Below are 19,540 nucleotides of genomic sequence, written 5' to 3' on the forward strand. Positions count from 1 at the left end.
TCAAGACGCATATTCCTTTTTGTAAATTCTCACAAATAACAATAGTAAGCTGACCAACAATGGCCCAAAAATCAGACCTAAAAAGCCGAAAAGTGGAATACCAACCAGTACCCCAAATAAGGTTATAAGTGGGTGAACATTATCCAATTTTTTAAGGACAAATAGTCGAATAACGTTATCTGTTGCCGCAACTACAGTCATACCATAGATAAGTACGCCCCAAGCCTGAAACGAATCACCGTTGGAATAGCTAAGTATAAAAACAGGTATAGTACCCAATAAATTCCCAACAAAAGGAATCATGGAGCCAATGGCGACTACGACAGCCCAAAACGCAGGGTCATCAACGCCAAATATTAAAAAACCAATCAGTGCCACAATACCTTGAGCTATGGCAACAAGAGGGATTCCAAATGCATTAGATTTTACAATATCGTAGATTTCGGAACCCATAATTTTCAAATTGTCGTCTGCAATCGGGATGTAACTGAACAGGGATTCTCGTAAACGTTTTTGGTTCACTAGCATATAATATAGAATAAAATACATGATGGAGACTGCGATGAAGCCGTTAAAGGCATTCCCTAAAACTGCTTGTGAATTACTTGAAATCCAACTTGAAACTTTTTCGAGATTGATTTGAGACGTCAAATCGAAATTGATGTAAGCTTCTAAATGATTCAAATTGGCTTTTACCGCACTTATTATTTTTTCAGAATTAGAAATGGCATCGCCAACTTTATTGCCTAGCATCAATGCAATCGCTACTAAAGGCAAGGTTATAACAATGAAGGATATAAACATGAGTGTCAACGCCGCCAATGCAGGTCGCCATCCGCGATTAATAAGGCTTTGCATGTATTTTTTCATCAACACGTACAAGGTAATGGCGCCCAATATTCCGGAAAAGTAAGGCATAAGCTCTCTAAAAATAAGAACTACAATGACAAGTATCAGAATGATAATAAACGTTTGTCTTATGGTACTTTTTGCAATCAATGTTCGAGGTTTAGTTGTTAAGTATTATTTCTGCTGAATAGTTTTAGAATAGGATTAAATTTAGGTGAAATTTATAATATAGGCGAAGGATTATAGTTTCAGTTTAATGATTATGTTTCCATACCATAATAGTTATTTAATAAAATCAAATTATGGGATTAGCATTGATTATTGTAGTTTTAAGAAATGGTAAAAAATTAATTTATTTTGAATATCCTTCATATTTCTGCCGAATGTTATCCTTTGGCTAAAGTCGGTGGACTGGCCGATGTGGTTGGCGCTTTACCAAAATATCAGAACGGGTTAGGCCAAGAAGCATCGGTAATTATGCCGTTTTATAATCTCAAATTTTTTAATGAGAATACATTTGATGTGGTTTATAAAGCCAGATTGAAAATGGGTGAGTCTAACATCGATTTTTCAATTCTTAAATTGACCTCGCTTAATCTGGGCTTTGATATGTATTGTGTGGATATTCGTCCATTACTCTATCAGGATAATGTGTATTCAAACGATGATACTAAACGTTTTTTGGCGTTTCAGATTGCGGTTTTAGATTGGATAAAATCATTGACTAAAAAGCCGGAAGTCATCCATTGTCATGACCATCATACAGGTTTAGTGCCTTTTATGGTGCAACAGTGTTATGACTATAAAATATTACGCAATACACCTACGGTACTTACCATTCATAATGCACAATACCAAGGCTGGTTTGGTTATGAACATTTAAATTTGCTTCCAGAGTTCAACCATGATCATATTGGTTTATTAGATTGGGATGGTACCATAAACCCTTTAGCTGTGGCTATAAAGTGTGCCTGGCGCGTTACAACGGTTTCTCAGTCGTATATGGAAGAATTACAAAATGAAGCGAATGGTCTGGAAGCCCTATTAAAACACGAAAGTGCTAAATGCATAGGTATTCTTAATGGTATTGATACCGAAGTTTGGGATCCCATGAACGATGAATACTTAGAGAAAAACTATAAAGTTACGTCAGTGCTTTCAGGAAAAAAGGGAAACAAAAAATACTTATGTCAACAATTTAATTTAGACCCTTCAAAACCTTTGATATCTTTTATCGGACGGCTTGTTGGTGAGAAAGGTGCCGATATTTTACCCCAAGTTTTTGAATCTATCCTTAAGCAAGAGTCTTGTAATATACTATTATTAGGGTCGGGGTTTGATGAAACAGAAAAAGCGCTTCTTGCGTTAAAAGATGAATTTAAGGGTAACTATAATGTCTATGTAGGTTATAATGAACAGCTATCGCATATCATTTATGCCGGATCCGATTTTTTAATCATGCCCAGTCGTGTGGAGCCTTGTGGTCTTAACCAAATGTATGCCTTACGATACGGCACTATCCCAATTGTGAGAAGTATCGGTGGTTTAATAGATACGGTGACTGATATTGATGATAATGGTTTCGGAATCAGGCATAAAGAGGTCTCTGTAAAGAGTTCGTCAAGAGCTATTGAGCGAGGCATAGATTTGCACGCAAACACTACAAAATTTAATGACATCCGAAAACGCATCATGAAGATTGACCATTCATGGGATGTTTCCGCAAAAGCTTATGTATATTTATACAATTCAATAATCAACCCATGATAAATCAAAAAGTAATTTCCATAATTTTAGGTGGTGGTCAAGGCTCTAGACTTTATCCGCTCACCGCGACACGTAGTAAGCCTGCAGTACCAATTGCAGGAAAATACCGTTTGGTAGATATTCCTATTTCAAACTGTATTAATTCAGACATCAAACGCATGTATGTATTGACGCAATTTAATTCAGCGTCTTTAAATCAGCACATTAAGAATACTTATCACTTTAGTTTCTTCAGTTCAGCCTTTGTCGATGTATTGGCGGCGGAACAAACCATACAAAGTGATAAATGGTTTCAGGGAACGGCAGATGCAGTTCGCCAGAGTATGCACCATTTTTTGCAACACGATTTTGATTATGCCTTGATTCTGTCCGGCGACCAACTTTACGATATGGATTTTAATGACCTCATTAAAAAACATCGGGAGAGTGATGCCGAAATATCAATCGCCACCTATCCAGTAGATGCCAAAGCGGCAACTGGATTTGGGATTTTAAAAACAAATGAGGAGAACGTCATCACCTCGTTTATTGAAAAACCAGAGACTAAATTATTGCCAGATTGGACTTCGGATGTGAGCGATGCTATGAAATCCCAAGGCCGTCACTATTTGGCATCGATGGGTATTTATGTCTTTAATCGCGATTTATTGGTTGAGTTGATGAATAATCCTGATACGATTGACTTCGGAAAGGAAATCATTCCACAATCCATCAATAAGCATAAGACGGTTAGCTATTCTTACGAAGGCTATTGGACCGATATCGGAACCATAGAATCTTTTTTTGAAGCCAATTTGGGCTTAACGGACGATATCCCTCAATTCAATTTGTACGACGATAATAGAATTTATACCAGAGCTCGGATTTTGCCGACTTCAAAAATATCCGGAACAACGTTAAACAGAACGGTAATTGCAGATGGTTGTATCATCAATGCGGCACAGATTGAGCATTCGGTTATTGGTATTCGGTCTAGGATAGGAGATAAGTCTGTTGTGACAAATACCTACATGATGGGCTCCGACTATTATGAAACCTTAGAGGAAATGAAACCTGGAAAAATTTTGATGGGTATCGGTAAACGCTGTATAATCAATAATACCATAATGGATAAGAATTGCCGTATAGGTGACGATGTAACCATCAATGGTGGCAAGCATTTAGACGATATTGAAACAGACCAATACCTCATTAAAGACGGTGTGGTTGTCATTAAGAAAAATGCTGTAATACCTAACGGATTTTCAATGTAATTTATGGCAGAGGTTAAGGCATTTAGCTTGTTTTCAGAATTTGACATCAACCTTTTCAAAGCTGGAAAGCATTACCGTTTATTCGAAAAAATGGGGTCACATCCTGTTACTTACAATAATGAGGATGGCACCTATTTTGCGGTTTGGGCACCAAGTGCTAAAAAAGTGTCGGTTATTGGTGATTTTAACTATTGGAATGCCGAAACACACCCTTTAAAAGTCCGTTGGGACGAAAGCGGGATTTGGGAAGGCTTTATTCCCAAAGTGGGAAAAGGAACTTTATATAAATATAGAATTGAAAGTCATGCTGAAGGTGTGACCACCGAGAAAGCTGACCCTTATGCCAGACGCTGTGAGCATCCGCCAAATACAGCTTCTATTGTTTGGGATGATGATTACCATTGGAAAGACGCTAAATGGCTAAACACACGAAAAAAACATAACAGTCTTGAAGCCCCATTTTCAGTTTATGAAGTGCATTTGGGTTCATGGAGACGCCATGCCAAAGAAGAACGGTTTTTGTCTTATTACGAATTAGCCACGGAATTGGTAGATTACGTAAAGGACATGAAGTTTACCCACGTAGAGTTTATGCCCATTATGGAATTTCCATATGACCCGAGTTGGGGGTATCAAATCACAGGGTATTTTGCGCCTAGTTCGCGTTTTGGTTATCCTGAAGAATTAAAATATCTCATAGACGAGCTTCATAAAAATGATATTGGCGTCATCTTGGATTGGGTGCCTTCACACTTTCCTGAAGATGCCCACGGATTAGGTAATTTTGATGGCTCTTGCTTGTACGAACATCCCGATAAGCGCAAAGGTTATCATCCCGATTGGAAGAGCCTCATCTTTAACTATGAGCGCAACGAAGTACGCTCCTTTCTCATATCAAACGCTATTTTTTGGTTAGACCAATACCATGTGGACGGACTGCGGGTTGATGCTGTGGCCTCCATGCTCTTCTTGGATTATTCTCGAGAAGACGGCGAATGGGAACCAAATAAGTTCGGAGGACGTGAAAATTTGGATGCGATTTCCTTTATGCAGGAATTAAATACCGAAATCTATAAATCCTTCCCGGACGTGCAGACTATTGCCGAAGAATCCACATCATTTCCCGGTGTATCAAAACCCGTAGATTTGGGTGGCTTAGGATTTGGCATGAAATGGATGATGGGTTGGATGAACGACACATTACAATATTTTTCCAAAGATTCAATATATAGAAAACATCATCAGAATGATTTAACATTCAGTATGACCTATGCGTTTTCCGAAAACTTTATGTTGCCTTTAAGTCATGATGAAGTCGTCTACGGAAAACACTCTCTTTTGGATAAAATGAAAGGAGACGAATGGCAACGCTTCGCCAATTTACGTTTGCTGTATGGCTATATGTTTACGCATCCTGGCACCAAACTGCTATTTCAAGGTGGGGAATTTGGTCAAGGCAATGAATGGAACTTTCAGCAGGCTTTAGATTGGTATGTGTTGCAATATCAACCTCATAGTGGCGTACAACATTTGGTAAAGACACTCAACGGTTTGTACAGAAATGAGCCTTCACTTTATGAAAAGCAATTTTCCCATGAAGGTTTTGAATGGATTGACTACACCGATGCTGAAAACTCAGTCTTGGTCTACATTAGAAAAGGTAAAAAATCGAAAGATGACCTAATCGTAGCCTGCAATTTTACACCAGTACCTCGAGAGCAGTATCGCATTGGTTTGCCACGGAAAGGCAAACTTACCGAACTGTTAAATACAAACGCAAAAGTATTTTGGGGAAGTGGGGATTTTCAGAATGAAAAACTTATTTCAGAAGCTAAATCTTGGCATTCAAGAGCAAATTCAACCTTGATTAATATACCGCCATTGGCCCTTGTGATTTTAAAATACTCCAACTAAAACCAACTAAAACGTTTTCGTTAATAAATCGTAGAAAATAGTGAGGAAGAAAGCTGTGGATGCGGAATTTTTTCACGTTTTTTAATGCTTCAAATTAGACCATCATTATATGATTGTAAATACTGAATTAGAGCAAAAAGGGAATTTATTTCCATCTCAAATTATAGATTATAGCAAAGATGTCGACCAGCTTTTTTTTCATACGGAAAATGACGTGGTCCTTCAAATCACCATTCTTCGCGATAGCGTTTTACGCTTTAGATATACCACAACGGGGACATTTGAAAATGATTTTTCTTATGCCATAACCCAATATGCAAGTACGGGTTATAACCGATTGGATATAAAGGAAAATGAGACCCATTATGTCATCACCACTTCTAAATTGATATGTAAAGTGGCCAAAAAAGACCTTCATATTTCATTATATGATGCGTTGGATGAGACCTTGCTTTGCGATGATGAATTGGGCTTTCATTGGGAAGAAAATTATGAGTTTGGTGGCAATGTAGTGAAGATGAGTAAAGTCATCAACGACCGCGAAAGTTATTATGGTTTGGGCGATAAACCAGACCATCTAAATTTAAAGGGCAAACGCTTTCAGAATTGGGCAACGGACTCCTATGCCTATGGGAAGGAAACAGACCCTATTTACAAGGCGATTCCATTTTATACAGGCTTACACCATAACAAAGCCTATGGTATATTTTTCGATAACTCCTTCCGTTCGTTTTTTGATTTTGGTGGCGAACGTCGCAATGTCACCAGCTTTTGGGCGCATGGTGGCGAAATGAATTATTACTTCATTTACGGCCCTAAAATGCAGGATGTCGTAGAAAATTATACTGATTTAACAGGAAAGCCTCACCAACTGCCGCCACTTTGGGCATTGGGCTTTCATCAGTGTAAATGGAGTTATTATCCAGAGTCCGAAGTCAAAGAGATTACCTCAAAATTCAGGGAATTACAGATTCCGTGCGATGCCATTTATTTGGATATTGATTATATGGACGGTTTTAGGTGTTTTACTTGGAACAAGGAACATTTTCCAGACCCAAAACGCATGGTAAAAGAGTTGGCTGATGATGGGTTTAAAACGGTAGCAATTATTGACCCCGGTATTAAAATCGATAAGGATTATTCGGTTTTTACAGAAGCTTTGGAAAAGGACTATTTCTGTAAGCGTGCTGACGGGCCTTATATGAAAGGTAAAGTTTGGCCTGGCGAATGTTACTTCCCCGATTTCACAAATCCTGAAGTGAGGGATTGGTGGTCTGGCTTATTTCAGGAGCTAATTGAAGATATCGGTATAAAAGGCGTTTGGAACGATATGAATGAACCAGCCGTTATGGAAGTACCGAACAAAACATTCCCTAATGATGTGCGTCATGATTATGATGGCAATCCCTGCAGTCATAGAAAAGCACATAACATTTATGGTATGCAAATGGCACGGGCGACGTATCAGGGATTAAAGAAATTCAATTATCCAAAACGTCCATTCGTAATAACACGTTCGGCTTATTCTGGTACGCAACGGTATACTTCAACATGGACCGGCGATAACGTGGCCACTTGGGAACATTTAGGTATAGCGAATATTCAGGCACAGCGTATGGCCATGTCTGGCTTTAGTTTTGTTGGTAGCGATATTGGCGGATTTGCAGAGCAACCGCAGGGCGAATTGTTCACGCGTTGGATACAGTTGGGGATTTTTCATCCGTTCTGTCGTGTGCATTCCTCGGGCGACCATGGCGACCAAGAACCTTGGGCCTTTGATGAAGATGTTACGGATATCTGTAGAAAATTTATTGAACTTCGATATCAATTATTACCGTATTTGTATACCTGCTTCTGGAATTTAGTAGAGCACGGTACGCCGATTTTACAGTCTTTGGTAATGTTTGACCAAGAAGACCATCAAACCCATTACCGAACCGATGAGTTTATTTTCGGTGATAAAATTTTAGTGTGTCCTATACAAGAACCAAATGCCAAAGGCCGAAGAATGTACATTCCGAGAGGACAGTGGTATAACTATTGGACGGACGAACTTGTTGAAGGAGGCAAAGAAAAATGGGTGGATGCTGAAATCGATTCTATGCCAATTTTTATAAAAGAAGGCGCCATCATTCCAAAATATCCGGTGCAACAGTATGTCGGCGAAAAGGAGATTAAAGAATTGTCATTGGATGTTTATTATAAAGAGGGCAAGGAGCGCTCCACGTTGTTTGATGATGCTCATGATGGCTATGATTATACCAAAGGTCGCTTTAGTCTACGGACCTTTCAGCTTAATGGAAAGAATAAGGAATTGATTATTAGACAACATAAGGAAGGAAAGTATACCACGACTTATGAAACCTTTAAATTCAACATACACGGTTTACCTTTCAACGTAAAGGAAGTAGAGTTGGATGATGAGGTTATTTCATTAAAATATATAGAAGCAGACGGCACATTGTCCATGGTGATTGATAAGAATTTTAATACTATTCATATTAAGGGGAAGTAGATTCTCAGCTATTACAAGATATTTTTATTAGCCATTTTGTCAACCAAAATTAAAAACCTTTGAAATCTCTGTGTTTTCAAGGGTGTTTTGTGGAGTCGCAGAGATTAGCTTCGCTGTTCTCTATTAACTCCCATGCTGTAAATGTATCTTATGATAATTAACATCTTTAAACAACAAAGCGCAATCAAGTAAAACTTGTTGCGCTTTTTATGCGTAAAGCTGTTATTAAGCTACGCTTAATTGTGGAGTCGGAGAGAATCGAACTCTCGTCCAAACAAGTAACCAAAGGGCTTTCTACACGTTTAGTCTATGCTTGTTTTTTCGATTGTAAGCTGGCCAAAGACAACCTACTTACAACTTATCTTCTTTATCTCAATAAGGCAACAAAGCACTGCCCCATCTTGGTCAATTTTTACGATGCCTCTAAAAAGAACGCCACTAACCAAGGCTTTCTGGAGACATTTAGCCTTCCTACCTAGTAGGAATGAGCGGAAATCTTACTATAATTCAGATTACGCAGCTAAAGCGTAGTTATTCTCGCCGTTTAAATGTTTGGTTCAGCCTTTTACGTGTTTCAAAACCATTACACGACGTGCTTACCATCTAATTAATCTCGCTGTCAAAACCAGTCGACCCCTTAATCAAATAGTAATTTCCTATTATAAATAATCGAATTTATCTATAAAAAAGATTCGGAATTTAGACAATATACCCAATTTATTAAAAAGAATCAAAAAGTATTCCAACTTGTTATAAGTGAAATTGTTACTTATTATTTAATACTCATTATATCCAATCTGCCTTCATAAACTAGTATAAACTTTATTTCCAATGTTAAATGGTGTTTATCGATTTTTAGTTATAAAACAACCGAAAACATCAGTTCATTAAAAATTGAATGGTAAAATTAATTATAATTATTTTTATACCAATTTAGCATTTCATCTTTTAAATTTATAGTCGAAATATCAAGTTCTAAAAGTTGATCATAACTCATTACCTTAATATCTAAGCAATATCTAACAAATAACCAATACTCATAATAGCTTTTGGGAGCAATGGTATTGTCGTCAAGTTCTATATGCCAACTTGTTGGGTTATTTATATTTGCGATGTTATATTTGTCAATGTAATATTGAAGTGGTTTTTGATTAACGTTTTTTCGAGATATATATTCGGCATAACCTTCCCATTTCCAATGTGCATGATCGCCTAAAGGATTAGAATTGAATAATCCAAGCTTAAGAAACTGAAGGCAGTGTGTAAGCTCGTGAGCCATTAATTGCTCTAAATTCCATTTATATCCTCTTAAATTTATTTCATTTTTTGTAAAGTTAAAATCTCCTCTAAAAGTTGCAATATTATGAAATCCCCAACCAAAAGCAGGACCTCGTAATATTTCCATTAGTCTTGGATAAAAAGAGCCATCATTAAGGCATAATTTAAATTTTAGGTTTGAATTAAAATATTCACTTTTTTTTATGTAATAATCTACTTTGTTCAAACGGCTCTGAAATTCGGGCTCTAGCTCGGAAGAATGATAAATAATGTATTGCCCAAATTCTGTTTTATGAGTATAAAAAATACTGGGATTAAGTATGGCGAAGACAACTGTAGTAAGCGTCAAGGAAAAGATTATGAGTATTGTAATAATCCACTTTTTTTTGTGTTTGCTTAATTTAAAACTTTTCATTTTTTGACTATAATAGTTTGCAGGACTTTATCATTACGGGTATAAAGTCATCAATACAAGTATATTTATCTTTGTTTGATTCAAAATATTGCAGTTGTTCAATGAAGTGATCTAAGTAGATATAAGCTTCATGTTTATTTAAAAGATTTTGGTAATTCGTATCGTTTCTATTTAAAGCAGCAACTCGTATTTCAAAGGCAACTGCTAGGTGTTCTGAAAACATTGAATACCAATTTTGAATCTGTGGCTGGCCTTCAATAGGCTTATACAAATGTGAATACTTATCTAAAGCTTCTAAATTCTTTTTTCTATTTAGTGAATAGTTGAAAAAAAGATGAGAATATTCGTGCACAGTCCATTCTAAAATATGCTTTTTACTATCGTATCCTACATGATTTACAATGCCTTGTTTGTCAATAGATGCTGGTAAAAAAGGAGAAATAAAAGTAATATTATCAATTAAATTGTCTTTTCTCAACTGGTGAGCCATACCAAACTCAGTTTTAAAGAAAGGCATAATTATAAATTTATACGAGGCATGTCTTTTATTAAAATATTTTTCAAGAAATAGTATAAAATCTTGTTTTGGCAGATTAGCAAGAATTTCATTTTTTGCTTTTAAGTATACATCTTCATTCAGAGAATTAAATTTCTCGAATCCTGATACATTATAAAAATCTGAAATATGAGTCATTAAATTATCAATCTCCATTAGAGCGAGTTCATAATTTTCATTAATATCTTTTGTTAATATTTCGGGAATTTTTCTTTTTCTTTTTACTTGAGGAAAATCCTCGTAATAGAACGCATATAGAAAAAAGTCAGTGCCACTTCTTTTCATAAAAGACTTTGATTTAGAAATAGCTATATGATTTTTAAATCGATTAAAAAAATCATGGTTTTTTTTCATTAAGAAGGTGTTTTCAATCATTTCTTTTGAAATACCGTCATCCGAAAAAGGAGTCCATATTTGATTGTATATAGTAAAAAGAACTTCGAGATTTTTATTTCTTAAGACTTCTATATCTTTATTATTGGGATTCTTTGAAAGTGGACTTAAAGTCGATAAAACGAGTAATGATTGAATAATAAAGTTCATTTTTTTTCTTTATAGATTATTTAAATTTATTTAAAATAAAAAGTGTACCTGCAGTTTTTTCCAGTAAGTAATAATTATTGCTTTGGATTATTTGGATGCTTTATTTTCAAAGAGTCTGTAAACAGACAATGTTATATTGGTGGCGGCGGTGGAGGTGGCGGTGCTAGTTTTTCGGAATTATCATTTTTAACTAGAATATTTTTTGAGTTTAAATAGGATATCATATTAAATGCCTTATTAAAAACTTTTTCAATATTACCTTTTTTATCGATAATTAAATGAGTTGGATAAACGTTCAATCCCAATTTGTTTTCTATCAAGTCTTTTTGTTCTGCAATGACATTGTATTTAAATGATTTCTTTTTTAAGAATTTATTTAACTGTTCCTTTTTGTCCAAAGCTAGACTTAAAAACTGAATATTTCTATTTGGTTGATAATCCTCAACTAATTTGTTTAGTTCAGGAAACTCTGCAACGCATGGCTTGCAAGCTATAAACCATGTTTTAATTACCGTGAGCTTACCTTTTAAAATATCATTGTTATAGGTGTTTTTATTGATATCGGTAACATTAAATTTTGGAAAGGGTAGACCTTCCATCTTAAAATATTTATATTCGGTAGCTGTCGTATTTTTTATTGTATTAGCAATAGTTTTATGAGTTTTTTCGTTGAGTAAAAATAATTTGTAAGCAGTGGTTTTAATCTCTTTGGACTTAACTTCAATAACAATATAATTACCGGACATCACCCTTTTTAAAAATTCTGATTTTTCAATCTCCGTATTGTCTACGTCGTAAGCCAGAAAATCTTTACTTAAATCTATCTTATGATAGTGATAACTCCACCATGTATTATAGTTTTTGGTAAGATTATTAAACGCGATTACGGGTTTTAAATCTTTGCTTGGCTTAGTATTATTACTAGTGGTTTTAGATTCTGAACAACAGAAAAACATCAGTGCGATGGTAATTATTAAAATTCTTTTTATTAACATATTTTATTCTTTTAGCTATTTGCCCCTTAATAAATCCATCTAATAACTCAACTCGGTCAACTATTCCCGAATCATTAGTTAAGAAACGCAAAGCAGCATCTCTATCTGGCATGTAAAATTGATTCTTAGATTGGGGTATTAAATAAACTTCTTTAGAACCTAAAATTGTATATAAACTATCATTTCTGGTTATTATATCGAAATTGATATGCTTATTAAGAGCGTATTTCCCCTCGTAATCAGAAAGTAAATTTCTATTGATATCAAATGGTTGTCTTTTTAATGGAACTTTATAAGGTCTTCCTTTAAGTATTGAATCTATACCGTTTGTAATTTCTTTTGCCACAGGATGTCTAAAATTACTAAGTATTATAATGCATGTTTCATTTTTAGGATTATTGTAAAGAGAAAAACTGAATCCGTCATTTTTCATGTATCCGCTAACATCAATTACCTTTTCATCATTATATTTTGCAATTTTAAGTAAGTCTTTAGTAGTTGACTTAATGCCTCTTGAGCTAAGTGTAACATTTAAATCAGGACTAGAAGTTTTTTGTAATTCAAGACCATTGTTTCTGTAATTATGATATTGATATCCAATAGCGGTATTTTTGTCTAGCGCTGAATAGTGAGTGTTTTTTAAGTCTAATAAATCACTATATAAGTCAAGATTCTCTTGAAAAGATTTTTTACTTACCCGCTCAATCAGTAATCCCAGAATATTATAATTAATAGCGCTTTCATTTGTGTTTATAATTGAATCTTTATAAGAATTAACAGGCTCAATAAAATTATATTCTAAATCGGGGAGCTTTTCGATTAAAATATCAGTAGATGGGAAATGTGTTTGGTGATTAAGTAAATCTTGGATAGTATATTTAATATTTAATTCTGGTATATAGTCTGAGATACTGTCATTTAGGTTAATCTTTTTTTTCAACGCTAATTCTTCAACAATATTTTTTGTAATAATCTCAGATAGAATTCCAATCTTAAAAGCAGTTTTGTTTGTAAATGGTTTTGAGTGCTCATAATCAGCCAAACCAAAATTTGAGTCGTAAACTATAGTGTCGTTTTTTGAGACTATGATTGCGCCGCTAAACCGTTTTAGTTCACCGTATCTTTTTACAAGTTTATCTATCTTATTCTCAACAAAATCATCATTTTTACGCTTCTCACATGAGAAAATGAATATACCAAATAGTATGAATAAAGTTATAATTCTCATTAATTTTCTGGGTTAGGATATTTTCTCATCCATTTCAAAATATCACTATAGATATTTTGAAAATGTAAATCATCATCATTGATATTGTTTGAGAGTCGAATAAGTTCTCTATTAAACGCTTTAAAATGAATAAATTTTCTGTTTTCTACCATGAATTTCTCTTGAATACTTATAATCGTATCTCTATTTTTTTCTGAATACGTTTCTTTTGCAAATATGCTAAACACACCCCAAGTCATATATTCATTAAATGTTGATATCTTACTATTATACCCGCGCTTTTGTTTGTTCCAATCGCTGTAATCCATGATTGAGCTTTCTATAGATTTACTAAATGTGTCTGATAATGGATTAACGTAATTATGATTCATTTCAGTAAATAATTCTCTAGTAAACTTACTTTTAATTATTTCGAGTTCATCTTTTGTAAGTGTATCAATTTCAATATTTGGTGGTGCAGAAACAAAGAGCCAAGTTTGTTGCAGTCCTGTTTCTTTGTCTTTTAAACCTGGAAGTGTATTATGAAATCCTCCAGTTAAAGGAGAAAAAATGATGCGATACGAATTATAGCTTTCTGTAAATCGGTTTTCCAAAAAATTCCAACTGACTTTTATATCACAAAGCTGGTCAAAATCTGTAATCAATTTTTGATAATAAGATTGATGTTCTTTATAAAATTTACTAAAATCAGTTGCCTTAGCAAAATCCTCGATTAAATCTTCATATTCTGCATAATAAAATAGTTTGTCCTTAAAAAGTTTGATAAGTAGTTTATTTACATGAAACACTTCATTATGCACTAAAGTATTAGTGTCATCTATTTCATAATTTAAAGAAAAAAAGCGTATTGTTGGCTGTATTTGGGAGTATGGATTTGGTTTTAATTTATCTTCTAAGACTTGGATTAAATCATGATTTTTAAATTTTGAAAAATGAGATTTTACATCGTTTAAATATTTTGGAACTCGTTTACTAATTAAATTTGAATCATTCTGAAATGTCTCAGTTAAAGAACAGGCAATATACATCAGCTCATACATTTTTGGGATTTCAATCTTATAGGAATCGCTATATTCCTTTGCAATAGTAACCTTTGGATAAAGAAGCTCTATTGCAATATCTTCCATTAATTTTGGTTTAATTAAATAAGTAATAGTTATTAAAAGGGAGAAAACTATAATTGGTAGGACTACCCATTTTACAATTCTTTTAATTATTTTTTTAATGGACATTAAACTATCTATTTAATTTTGAGAATGGCTTCTCTAACTTTAAACGTGTCTGGTTGGTGATTAACACATTTCTGAACGCTATCCGGCGATAATTGCTTTATAAAATCATTATAATCTTTACATGATTTAAATATGTTGAATTCTTTATTTTTAAAATCCCAAACAATGCCTTTGCCTTTAATTAATTTACTTGCTGCAATTCTACCACCAATACCTAATTGAGAAAGGGATTGTTTTGCCCATTGATTTTTTAATTTTGCTTCAGTGTATAAGTAATTGTTCCCGCCAATGATAGTTCTTACAAAAGCGTTAGGAATGTATGTGGTCTGTGCTCTGTCTGTTTTGTTTCTGTTTTTTAAAATAGCTTTTAATTGAAAATATAGATGACCTTTATAAGAAACCGCAAAGACGTTTTTTATTTTTTTGTTCGTTTTCTTAAAATAAAAATAGGCACTATGATTTATGGCTTCGGATGAATCGATTTTAAATTTCTTGATTTCAAAGTCTTCTTTTGTAGATGGTGTTTTGTTTATAAATTCTTCCTTGGTAAAATAGATGCCTTGAGGATAATTAGGTCTGAATAATGTGTCGTTTTTTTCTTCTAGATAGTGAAAATGATTTTCTTTTGATTTTTGACTAAATCTATTTTGTTCATTGATATTAAATATTAAAACCAACAGCGGTAATGAAACTATAAAAATGATAATATTTTTCATACTTGTTTATAGTTGAATTTTACGAATACCACCATTAGGCCCGTATTCAGAGATGTAAAGTATTTTATTAAACTTATCACTTGTTATTCCGTTAGGGTAGTTGAGTGCAGCGTTCATAAGACTTCCATCTTTCGTTTTTCCCTCGCCGTTTCCTGCAAATATTTCAACCTTACCCTCAAGTGAAATTTTAAAAATTTTATTAACAACAATGCCGGTGGCATAAATATAATCATCGAGTACAGTGAGATGACCAATACCCCAACCTTGCTTGACAATATCTTCTAGATGAGCAATTTCTCTTATTTTTCCATTGGGCTTAACTGAAAATACTTTGGCTGTAGCGAAATTAGCTATAATTAGGTTGCCCTTTGAATCAAAGTCTATCCCTGCACTACCAATAAAATCATCGTGCTTTATAAAAGTACTAACCAAACCAGTCTGGTCTATTTTATAAATATTTGGTGTGTTGTAATTGGTTAGATATATATTGCCCTTTTTATCTATTTTCATTCCAATTGGCCATCCTTTTACTTCTGCAAATGGCGTCTGGTTGCCTTCCTTGTCAATTTTTAATATGATACTTCGTTTGGTGTCGTTGTCATTATTAATGTATAGATTTCCTTTTGAATCTTTCAATGTGCCAATTGGACCAGAAAGTGATGTGATGGAATCTAAAAGTTTTCCATGAGGTGAGATTTTATAAAGTCTAGTGCCACTTCCTCCGATTTGAGTGAAAACGCCATACTCTGAAGCATATAAATTGCCGTCTTTGTCTACATTTAAAAACCCGTTTGCAGGAAAGTTTGGAAGCAGAGTTTCTACATTTAATTCTGTGTTCTGGGCATTACTAATAAAAGAGATAGTGAGAGAAAGAACAAAGACGAAATGTAATATTAATACCTGTTTGAATTTCATATTTAATCTTGATTTATAAATTAAATCTAAAGTTAAAATGATCTTCTGAATTGCGCGTTCGTTTGCGTACAAACGAACATATTCCTTTCTAATTATTATTTATTTGTTTAATGTATTCGCCAGGAGTTGTGTCGGTTGTCAATTTAAAGGCTTTGTAAAAAGTGGACTTTGAGTTGAAGCCAACATCTAAAGCGATAGCAGTAATAGTATGTGTTTTAGAATCCCCGTTTTTAATACGTGTTATAAATTCTTCGACTCGATAACGATTGATATACTCATAAAAATTAGTGTTAAAACACGTATTAATTAGCCAAGACAAATCATTGTTGGAGATTTTTAACATATCCGATAAATCACTAAGTGATAAATCGCTTTTATGATAAACTTTTTCTTTTAATAATAAGCTATTCAGGGTTGTTTCGAGCTCTAAAATTTTATGTTCAGGAATGCGATTTTGATTATTCTTTTTAGAAGATGAGTTTATCCTAACTTTAAATATTTCTGGTTGTGTCAGAACATTAAGTCCAATAGCGTAAATAAAGACAGGTATAAATATCCAAACACTATCGTAACTTAAAAATTTGGAATAATTTTTAAAAAGATATAAATTAATGAAGCTGATAATCCAAAAAAATATACATAGCGCATATGCATTTAAAAAGTAATTTGAAAATTTTATTATGTTTTGATTAAAGGAAAAATTTTGTTTAACAGAATATTTGTATATACCTATAGTTTTATGGCTTTTATAAACAAAAAAACTATTGGTTATTATGCCTAAGATTTCTATGTAAAAATAATATTTGTTTAAGGCTCCGGAAGTTACTCTATTGTAATATGTTTCTATGCCTAGATTGTAGGTCCATATTGAAAAAAGCAAGTAGATAAGACTTGGTAGAAAGAACCAAGTTTTTAGTTTAGAGACATTTTGATTTTCAAATAAAAAAATGTTCAAAAAGTAGAATACTAATGGACCAAATATAAATACAGTTACATCGACTGTTGTGCCAATTCTGAAAAGTATAATATCGTTAAAATAGCGCAAATAAAAAACTCTGCCTATTAGCATAACTACAGCCAATAGAATAATGGTGGCTAGTATCAAATTCGCTTTTGTATTATTTCTTTTTATCAATAGCAATGCGCTTGCTATAAAAAGACCAATACTAATGCCAAAAAACAAAATGAAATCTACTACGCTGTCCAAAGTCATATGGTTTGCAAAAATAGTATAAATGATAAAATTTTTATTATGAATGTACACATTAGGACAAGTAGAACTTGAATTATGTCTAGTTTTAATTATTAAAGAAAATAAAATTTCATAATATTAAATCCTAGATAAAAATTTTCAATATAGATTAATATAATTCTGTAGGAATTTAAAATAGACTTATGAAAAAGTTGGTATTTGTCCTTTTTATATTACCCATTTCTTTTAATATTTCATCTCAAATAAAAGATGAATCATATCTCGATATAGACTTTTGGGAGTTTAAAACAAAACTCAGTTATGCTGTTTTAAAAAAAGACAAAGTCTTATTAGAACTTCTGCTTCATGAGGTCGTAATTGATTGCTGGGACGCTTTTGACTGTGCAGGTAAAGGAGGTTGTGGTAAAAAACAATTTATTGAAGTTTTTTTTAATGATAATGAAAGTGATCAATGGCAAATTCTAAAAAGTATATTAAGATTTGGTTTTAAACGAAAAAAAGATTCACTTGGTTATAATTTTAGTGCGCCGTCTTATACTGTAATGGATAGAAGCATTGTGATTTTGGCTGAAAATTTAAATATTAGAAAAGCACCTCGATTAACTGCTAAAGTTCTGGGTCAGATAAGTTTTTCAACTGTTAAATGTGCATTGGATAGTGAAGGTAATCCAATAATTTATAATAGAGAATGGGTAAAAATAATTCTTGAAAATGGTTTTGAAGGCTATGTGATGAAGCAATATACGTCTTCCGTAATTGATCGCAGACTAAAGGTGGCCAAAATTAATGGTGAATGGAAAATAGTAGAATATTATTGCTTAATGAATATTTAAAATTAATACTTATGAAACAAGTAAGATATTTCTTGCATATCGTTGTATTTTCTTCTCTGACTTTACAAGCTCAAGACCCAAGTTGCAATTATGTAGTAAATATATCAGAAATAAATACAAATAAATATGACTATCAAATATTTGTTCACGATAATAAAGAAAAAGTATCTATTAACAATCTAAAAAAGATATTACAAACAAACTGGTCAGACTACGACAATGGCAAATTATATCAAACAGTTTTAACTTCTAATAAAGGTAAAGAATTATTAATTGCGTATTCAAGAAACTATTGTTATGATTATCCATCAAACGAAAAAAATAAAATTAGAATTGTAATATCAAGAAAATTAAAGCGAAATTCAAAAATTAAATTAATGTATGCAAAATTTCCAATGCATTACGAAACAACAGAAATCAATATTCAAAGTTTTAGTTCTGGCGAAAGGAATATTGAAGAGATAGCTTATAAACCAACCAAAAATGATCGATTTGAAAGTAGTGGGTTTCAATATTTCTTGTCAGTTTTACCGAGAAAAATTTATATAAAATAGAAAATTTGTTTCACGCCACGCGAAATTTACGCTAACGTTATATTGTTAAAATTTCAGTGACAGAACTTATTCATCAATTATAGCTTTTTTACCTAAAAATAATTTTACAATTGAAAGACTTTAAAAGTGATGTTCAAAGAAGGTGTTTCAATGTATAAGGCTGAAATATAGTTTAGTAGGGGGGCTAGCGATTTATAGAATTTGGTCAATATGCATGTTTTGTTCTCGCTTATATGGGTTTAAAAGCGTTATGTTTATGCGATCTCTTGACGTTTAATTAACGAAAGAAAGATTTAAGGCATTAATGCAAAAAAAAGCAAAAGGATGCCGTTTCAATCCCTACCTACCTGCCGGCAGGCAGGCCTAACGCACTCACTCAGCCGAAAAATAGCTTTCGGAACAAGCGAAAGTGTGCGAAATTACTAAAATTATTAATGCAATAACTCTACCATCCGCATTTTATAAAAGCCTTAAGACAATATGTCTAGGCTGTCTTATACTTTTAATACAAATTAAAAACTATGATTAAAGAAGGAACCAAAGTAAAATGGAATTGGGGCAACGGCACCGCAGAAGGTAAAGTCATTGAAACTTATACCAAAGAAGTTACAAAAACTATTAAAGGAAATAGCGTTACTCGAAAAGGGGAGGAAGGGGACAAAGCTCTTTATATAGAACAAGAAGACGGCGATAAAGTCCTAAAATCCGAAAGCGAAGTCAGTAGAGTCGACTAGATTTTTCAGTTGGTAACACCGTATTATTCT

16 protein-coding genes and 1 other RNA gene are annotated in these 19,540 nt (G+C 33.2%); 7 read left to right on the forward strand and 10 right to left on the reverse strand.

From position 1 onward, the window contains the following. Window positions 1–999, reverse strand: a complete 999-nt coding sequence (locus tag ACFOSX_RS07455) for an AI-2E family transporter (protein ID WP_386098648.1) — start codon at window positions 997–999, stop codon at window positions 1–3. Window positions 1,000–1,206: 207 nt separating this feature from the next. On the opposite strand from ACFOSX_RS07455, the gene ACFOSX_RS07460 reads away from it, so the two are divergent. From ACFOSX_RS07460 to ACFOSX_RS07475, 4 genes are all read left to right on the forward strand, one after another. Further along, a complete protein-coding gene (locus ACFOSX_RS07460; protein WP_386098651.1) occupies window positions 1,207–2,616 on the forward strand; it encodes a glycogen synthase in 1,410 nt (469 codons plus the stop codon). Beyond that, window positions 2,613–3,869, forward strand: coding sequence for a glucose-1-phosphate adenylyltransferase (locus ACFOSX_RS07465; RefSeq protein WP_386098654.1), 1,257 nt, complete (start codon window positions 2,613–2,615; stop codon window positions 3,867–3,869). Before ACFOSX_RS07460 ends, ACFOSX_RS07465 begins: the two co-directional genes overlap by 4 nt. 3 nt (window positions 3,870–3,872) lie before the next feature. After that, on the forward strand, window positions 3,873–5,783 hold the full coding sequence (glgB, locus tag ACFOSX_RS07470; RefSeq protein WP_386098657.1) for a 1,4-alpha-glucan branching protein GlgB: 1,911 nt from the start codon (window positions 3,873–3,875) through the stop codon (window positions 5,781–5,783). A 109-nt stretch (window positions 5,784–5,892) separates the two neighbouring features. Further along, complete coding sequence (locus ACFOSX_RS07475) at window positions 5,893–8,298, forward strand: glycoside hydrolase family 31 protein (RefSeq protein ID WP_386098660.1); 2,406 nt, start codon at window positions 5,893–5,895, stop codon at window positions 8,296–8,298. A gap of 240 nt (window positions 8,299–8,538) precedes the next feature. On the opposite strand, the gene ssrA is transcribed toward ACFOSX_RS07475, so the two are convergent. From ssrA to ACFOSX_RS07520, 9 genes are all read right to left on the reverse strand, one after another. Then, window positions 8,539–8,935, reverse strand: a transfer-messenger RNA (tmRNA) gene (ssrA, locus tag ACFOSX_RS07480). Window positions 8,936–9,205: 270 nt separating this feature from the next. After that, window positions 9,206–9,991 (reverse strand): hypothetical protein, encoded by a 786-nt coding sequence (locus ACFOSX_RS07485; protein WP_386098663.1) that lies wholly within the window; start codon window positions 9,989–9,991, stop codon window positions 9,206–9,208. A 7-nt stretch (window positions 9,992–9,998) separates the two neighbouring features. Then, window positions 9,999–11,090 (reverse strand): DUF4932 domain-containing protein, encoded by a 1,092-nt coding sequence (locus ACFOSX_RS07490; protein WP_386098666.1) that lies wholly within the window; start codon window positions 11,088–11,090, stop codon window positions 9,999–10,001. Window positions 11,091–11,221: 131 nt separating this feature from the next. Continuing rightward, a complete protein-coding gene (locus ACFOSX_RS07495) occupies window positions 11,222–12,085 on the reverse strand; it encodes a TlpA family protein disulfide reductase (protein WP_386098669.1) in 864 nt (287 codons plus the stop codon). After that, window positions 12,021–13,313: a serine hydrolase domain-containing protein gene (locus tag ACFOSX_RS07500; protein ID WP_386098672.1), complete on the reverse strand. Its 1,293-nt coding sequence runs from the start codon at window positions 13,311–13,313 to the stop codon at window positions 12,021–12,023. Before ACFOSX_RS07500 ends, ACFOSX_RS07495 begins: the two co-directional genes overlap by 65 nt. Continuing rightward, complete coding sequence (locus ACFOSX_RS07505; RefSeq protein ID WP_386098675.1) at window positions 13,313–14,440, reverse strand: DUF4932 domain-containing protein; 1,128 nt, start codon at window positions 14,438–14,440, stop codon at window positions 13,313–13,315. Before ACFOSX_RS07505 ends, ACFOSX_RS07500 begins: the two co-directional genes overlap by 1 nt. Before the next feature lie 113 nt (window positions 14,441–14,553). Further along, a complete protein-coding gene (locus tag ACFOSX_RS07510) occupies window positions 14,554–15,261 on the reverse strand; it encodes a hypothetical protein (protein ID WP_386098678.1) in 708 nt (235 codons plus the stop codon). 6 nt (window positions 15,262–15,267) lie between these two features. Then, on the reverse strand, window positions 15,268–16,176 hold the full coding sequence (locus tag ACFOSX_RS07515; protein WP_386098681.1) for a hypothetical protein: 909 nt from the start codon (window positions 16,174–16,176) through the stop codon (window positions 15,268–15,270). A gap of 88 nt (window positions 16,177–16,264) precedes the next feature. Then, window positions 16,265–17,383, reverse strand: coding sequence for a helix-turn-helix domain-containing protein (locus ACFOSX_RS07520; RefSeq protein WP_386098684.1), 1,119 nt, complete (start codon window positions 17,381–17,383; stop codon window positions 16,265–16,267). A 188-nt stretch (window positions 17,384–17,571) separates the two neighbouring features. On the opposite strand from ACFOSX_RS07520, the gene ACFOSX_RS07525 reads away from it, so the two are divergent. The 3 genes from ACFOSX_RS07525 to ACFOSX_RS07535 all read left to right on the forward strand — a co-directional run bounded on the left by ACFOSX_RS07525 (window position 17,572) and on the right by ACFOSX_RS07535 (window position 19,510). Further along, the gene (locus ACFOSX_RS07525) at window positions 17,572–18,222 is read left to right on the forward strand and encodes an SH3 domain-containing protein (RefSeq protein WP_386098687.1); all 651 of its coding nucleotides are present in this window, start codon (window positions 17,572–17,574) and stop codon (window positions 18,220–18,222) included. Between the two features lie 11 nt (window positions 18,223–18,233). Then, window positions 18,234–18,776 (forward strand): hypothetical protein, encoded by a 543-nt coding sequence (locus tag ACFOSX_RS07530; RefSeq protein ID WP_386098690.1) that lies wholly within the window; start codon window positions 18,234–18,236, stop codon window positions 18,774–18,776. Between the two features lie 521 nt (window positions 18,777–19,297). Next, window positions 19,298–19,510 carry a hypervirulence associated TUDOR domain-containing protein gene (locus ACFOSX_RS07535; protein ID WP_386098693.1) on the forward strand — a complete coding sequence of 71 codons (213 nt, stop codon included), beginning with the start codon at window positions 19,298–19,300 and terminating at the stop codon, window positions 19,508–19,510. Window positions 19,511–19,540 lie beyond the last annotated feature (30 nt).

The sequence above is a fragment of the Winogradskyella maritima genome (assembly GCF_042650215.1).
Lineage (GTDB): Bacteria > Bacteroidota > Bacteroidia > Flavobacteriales > Flavobacteriaceae > Winogradskyella > Winogradskyella maritima.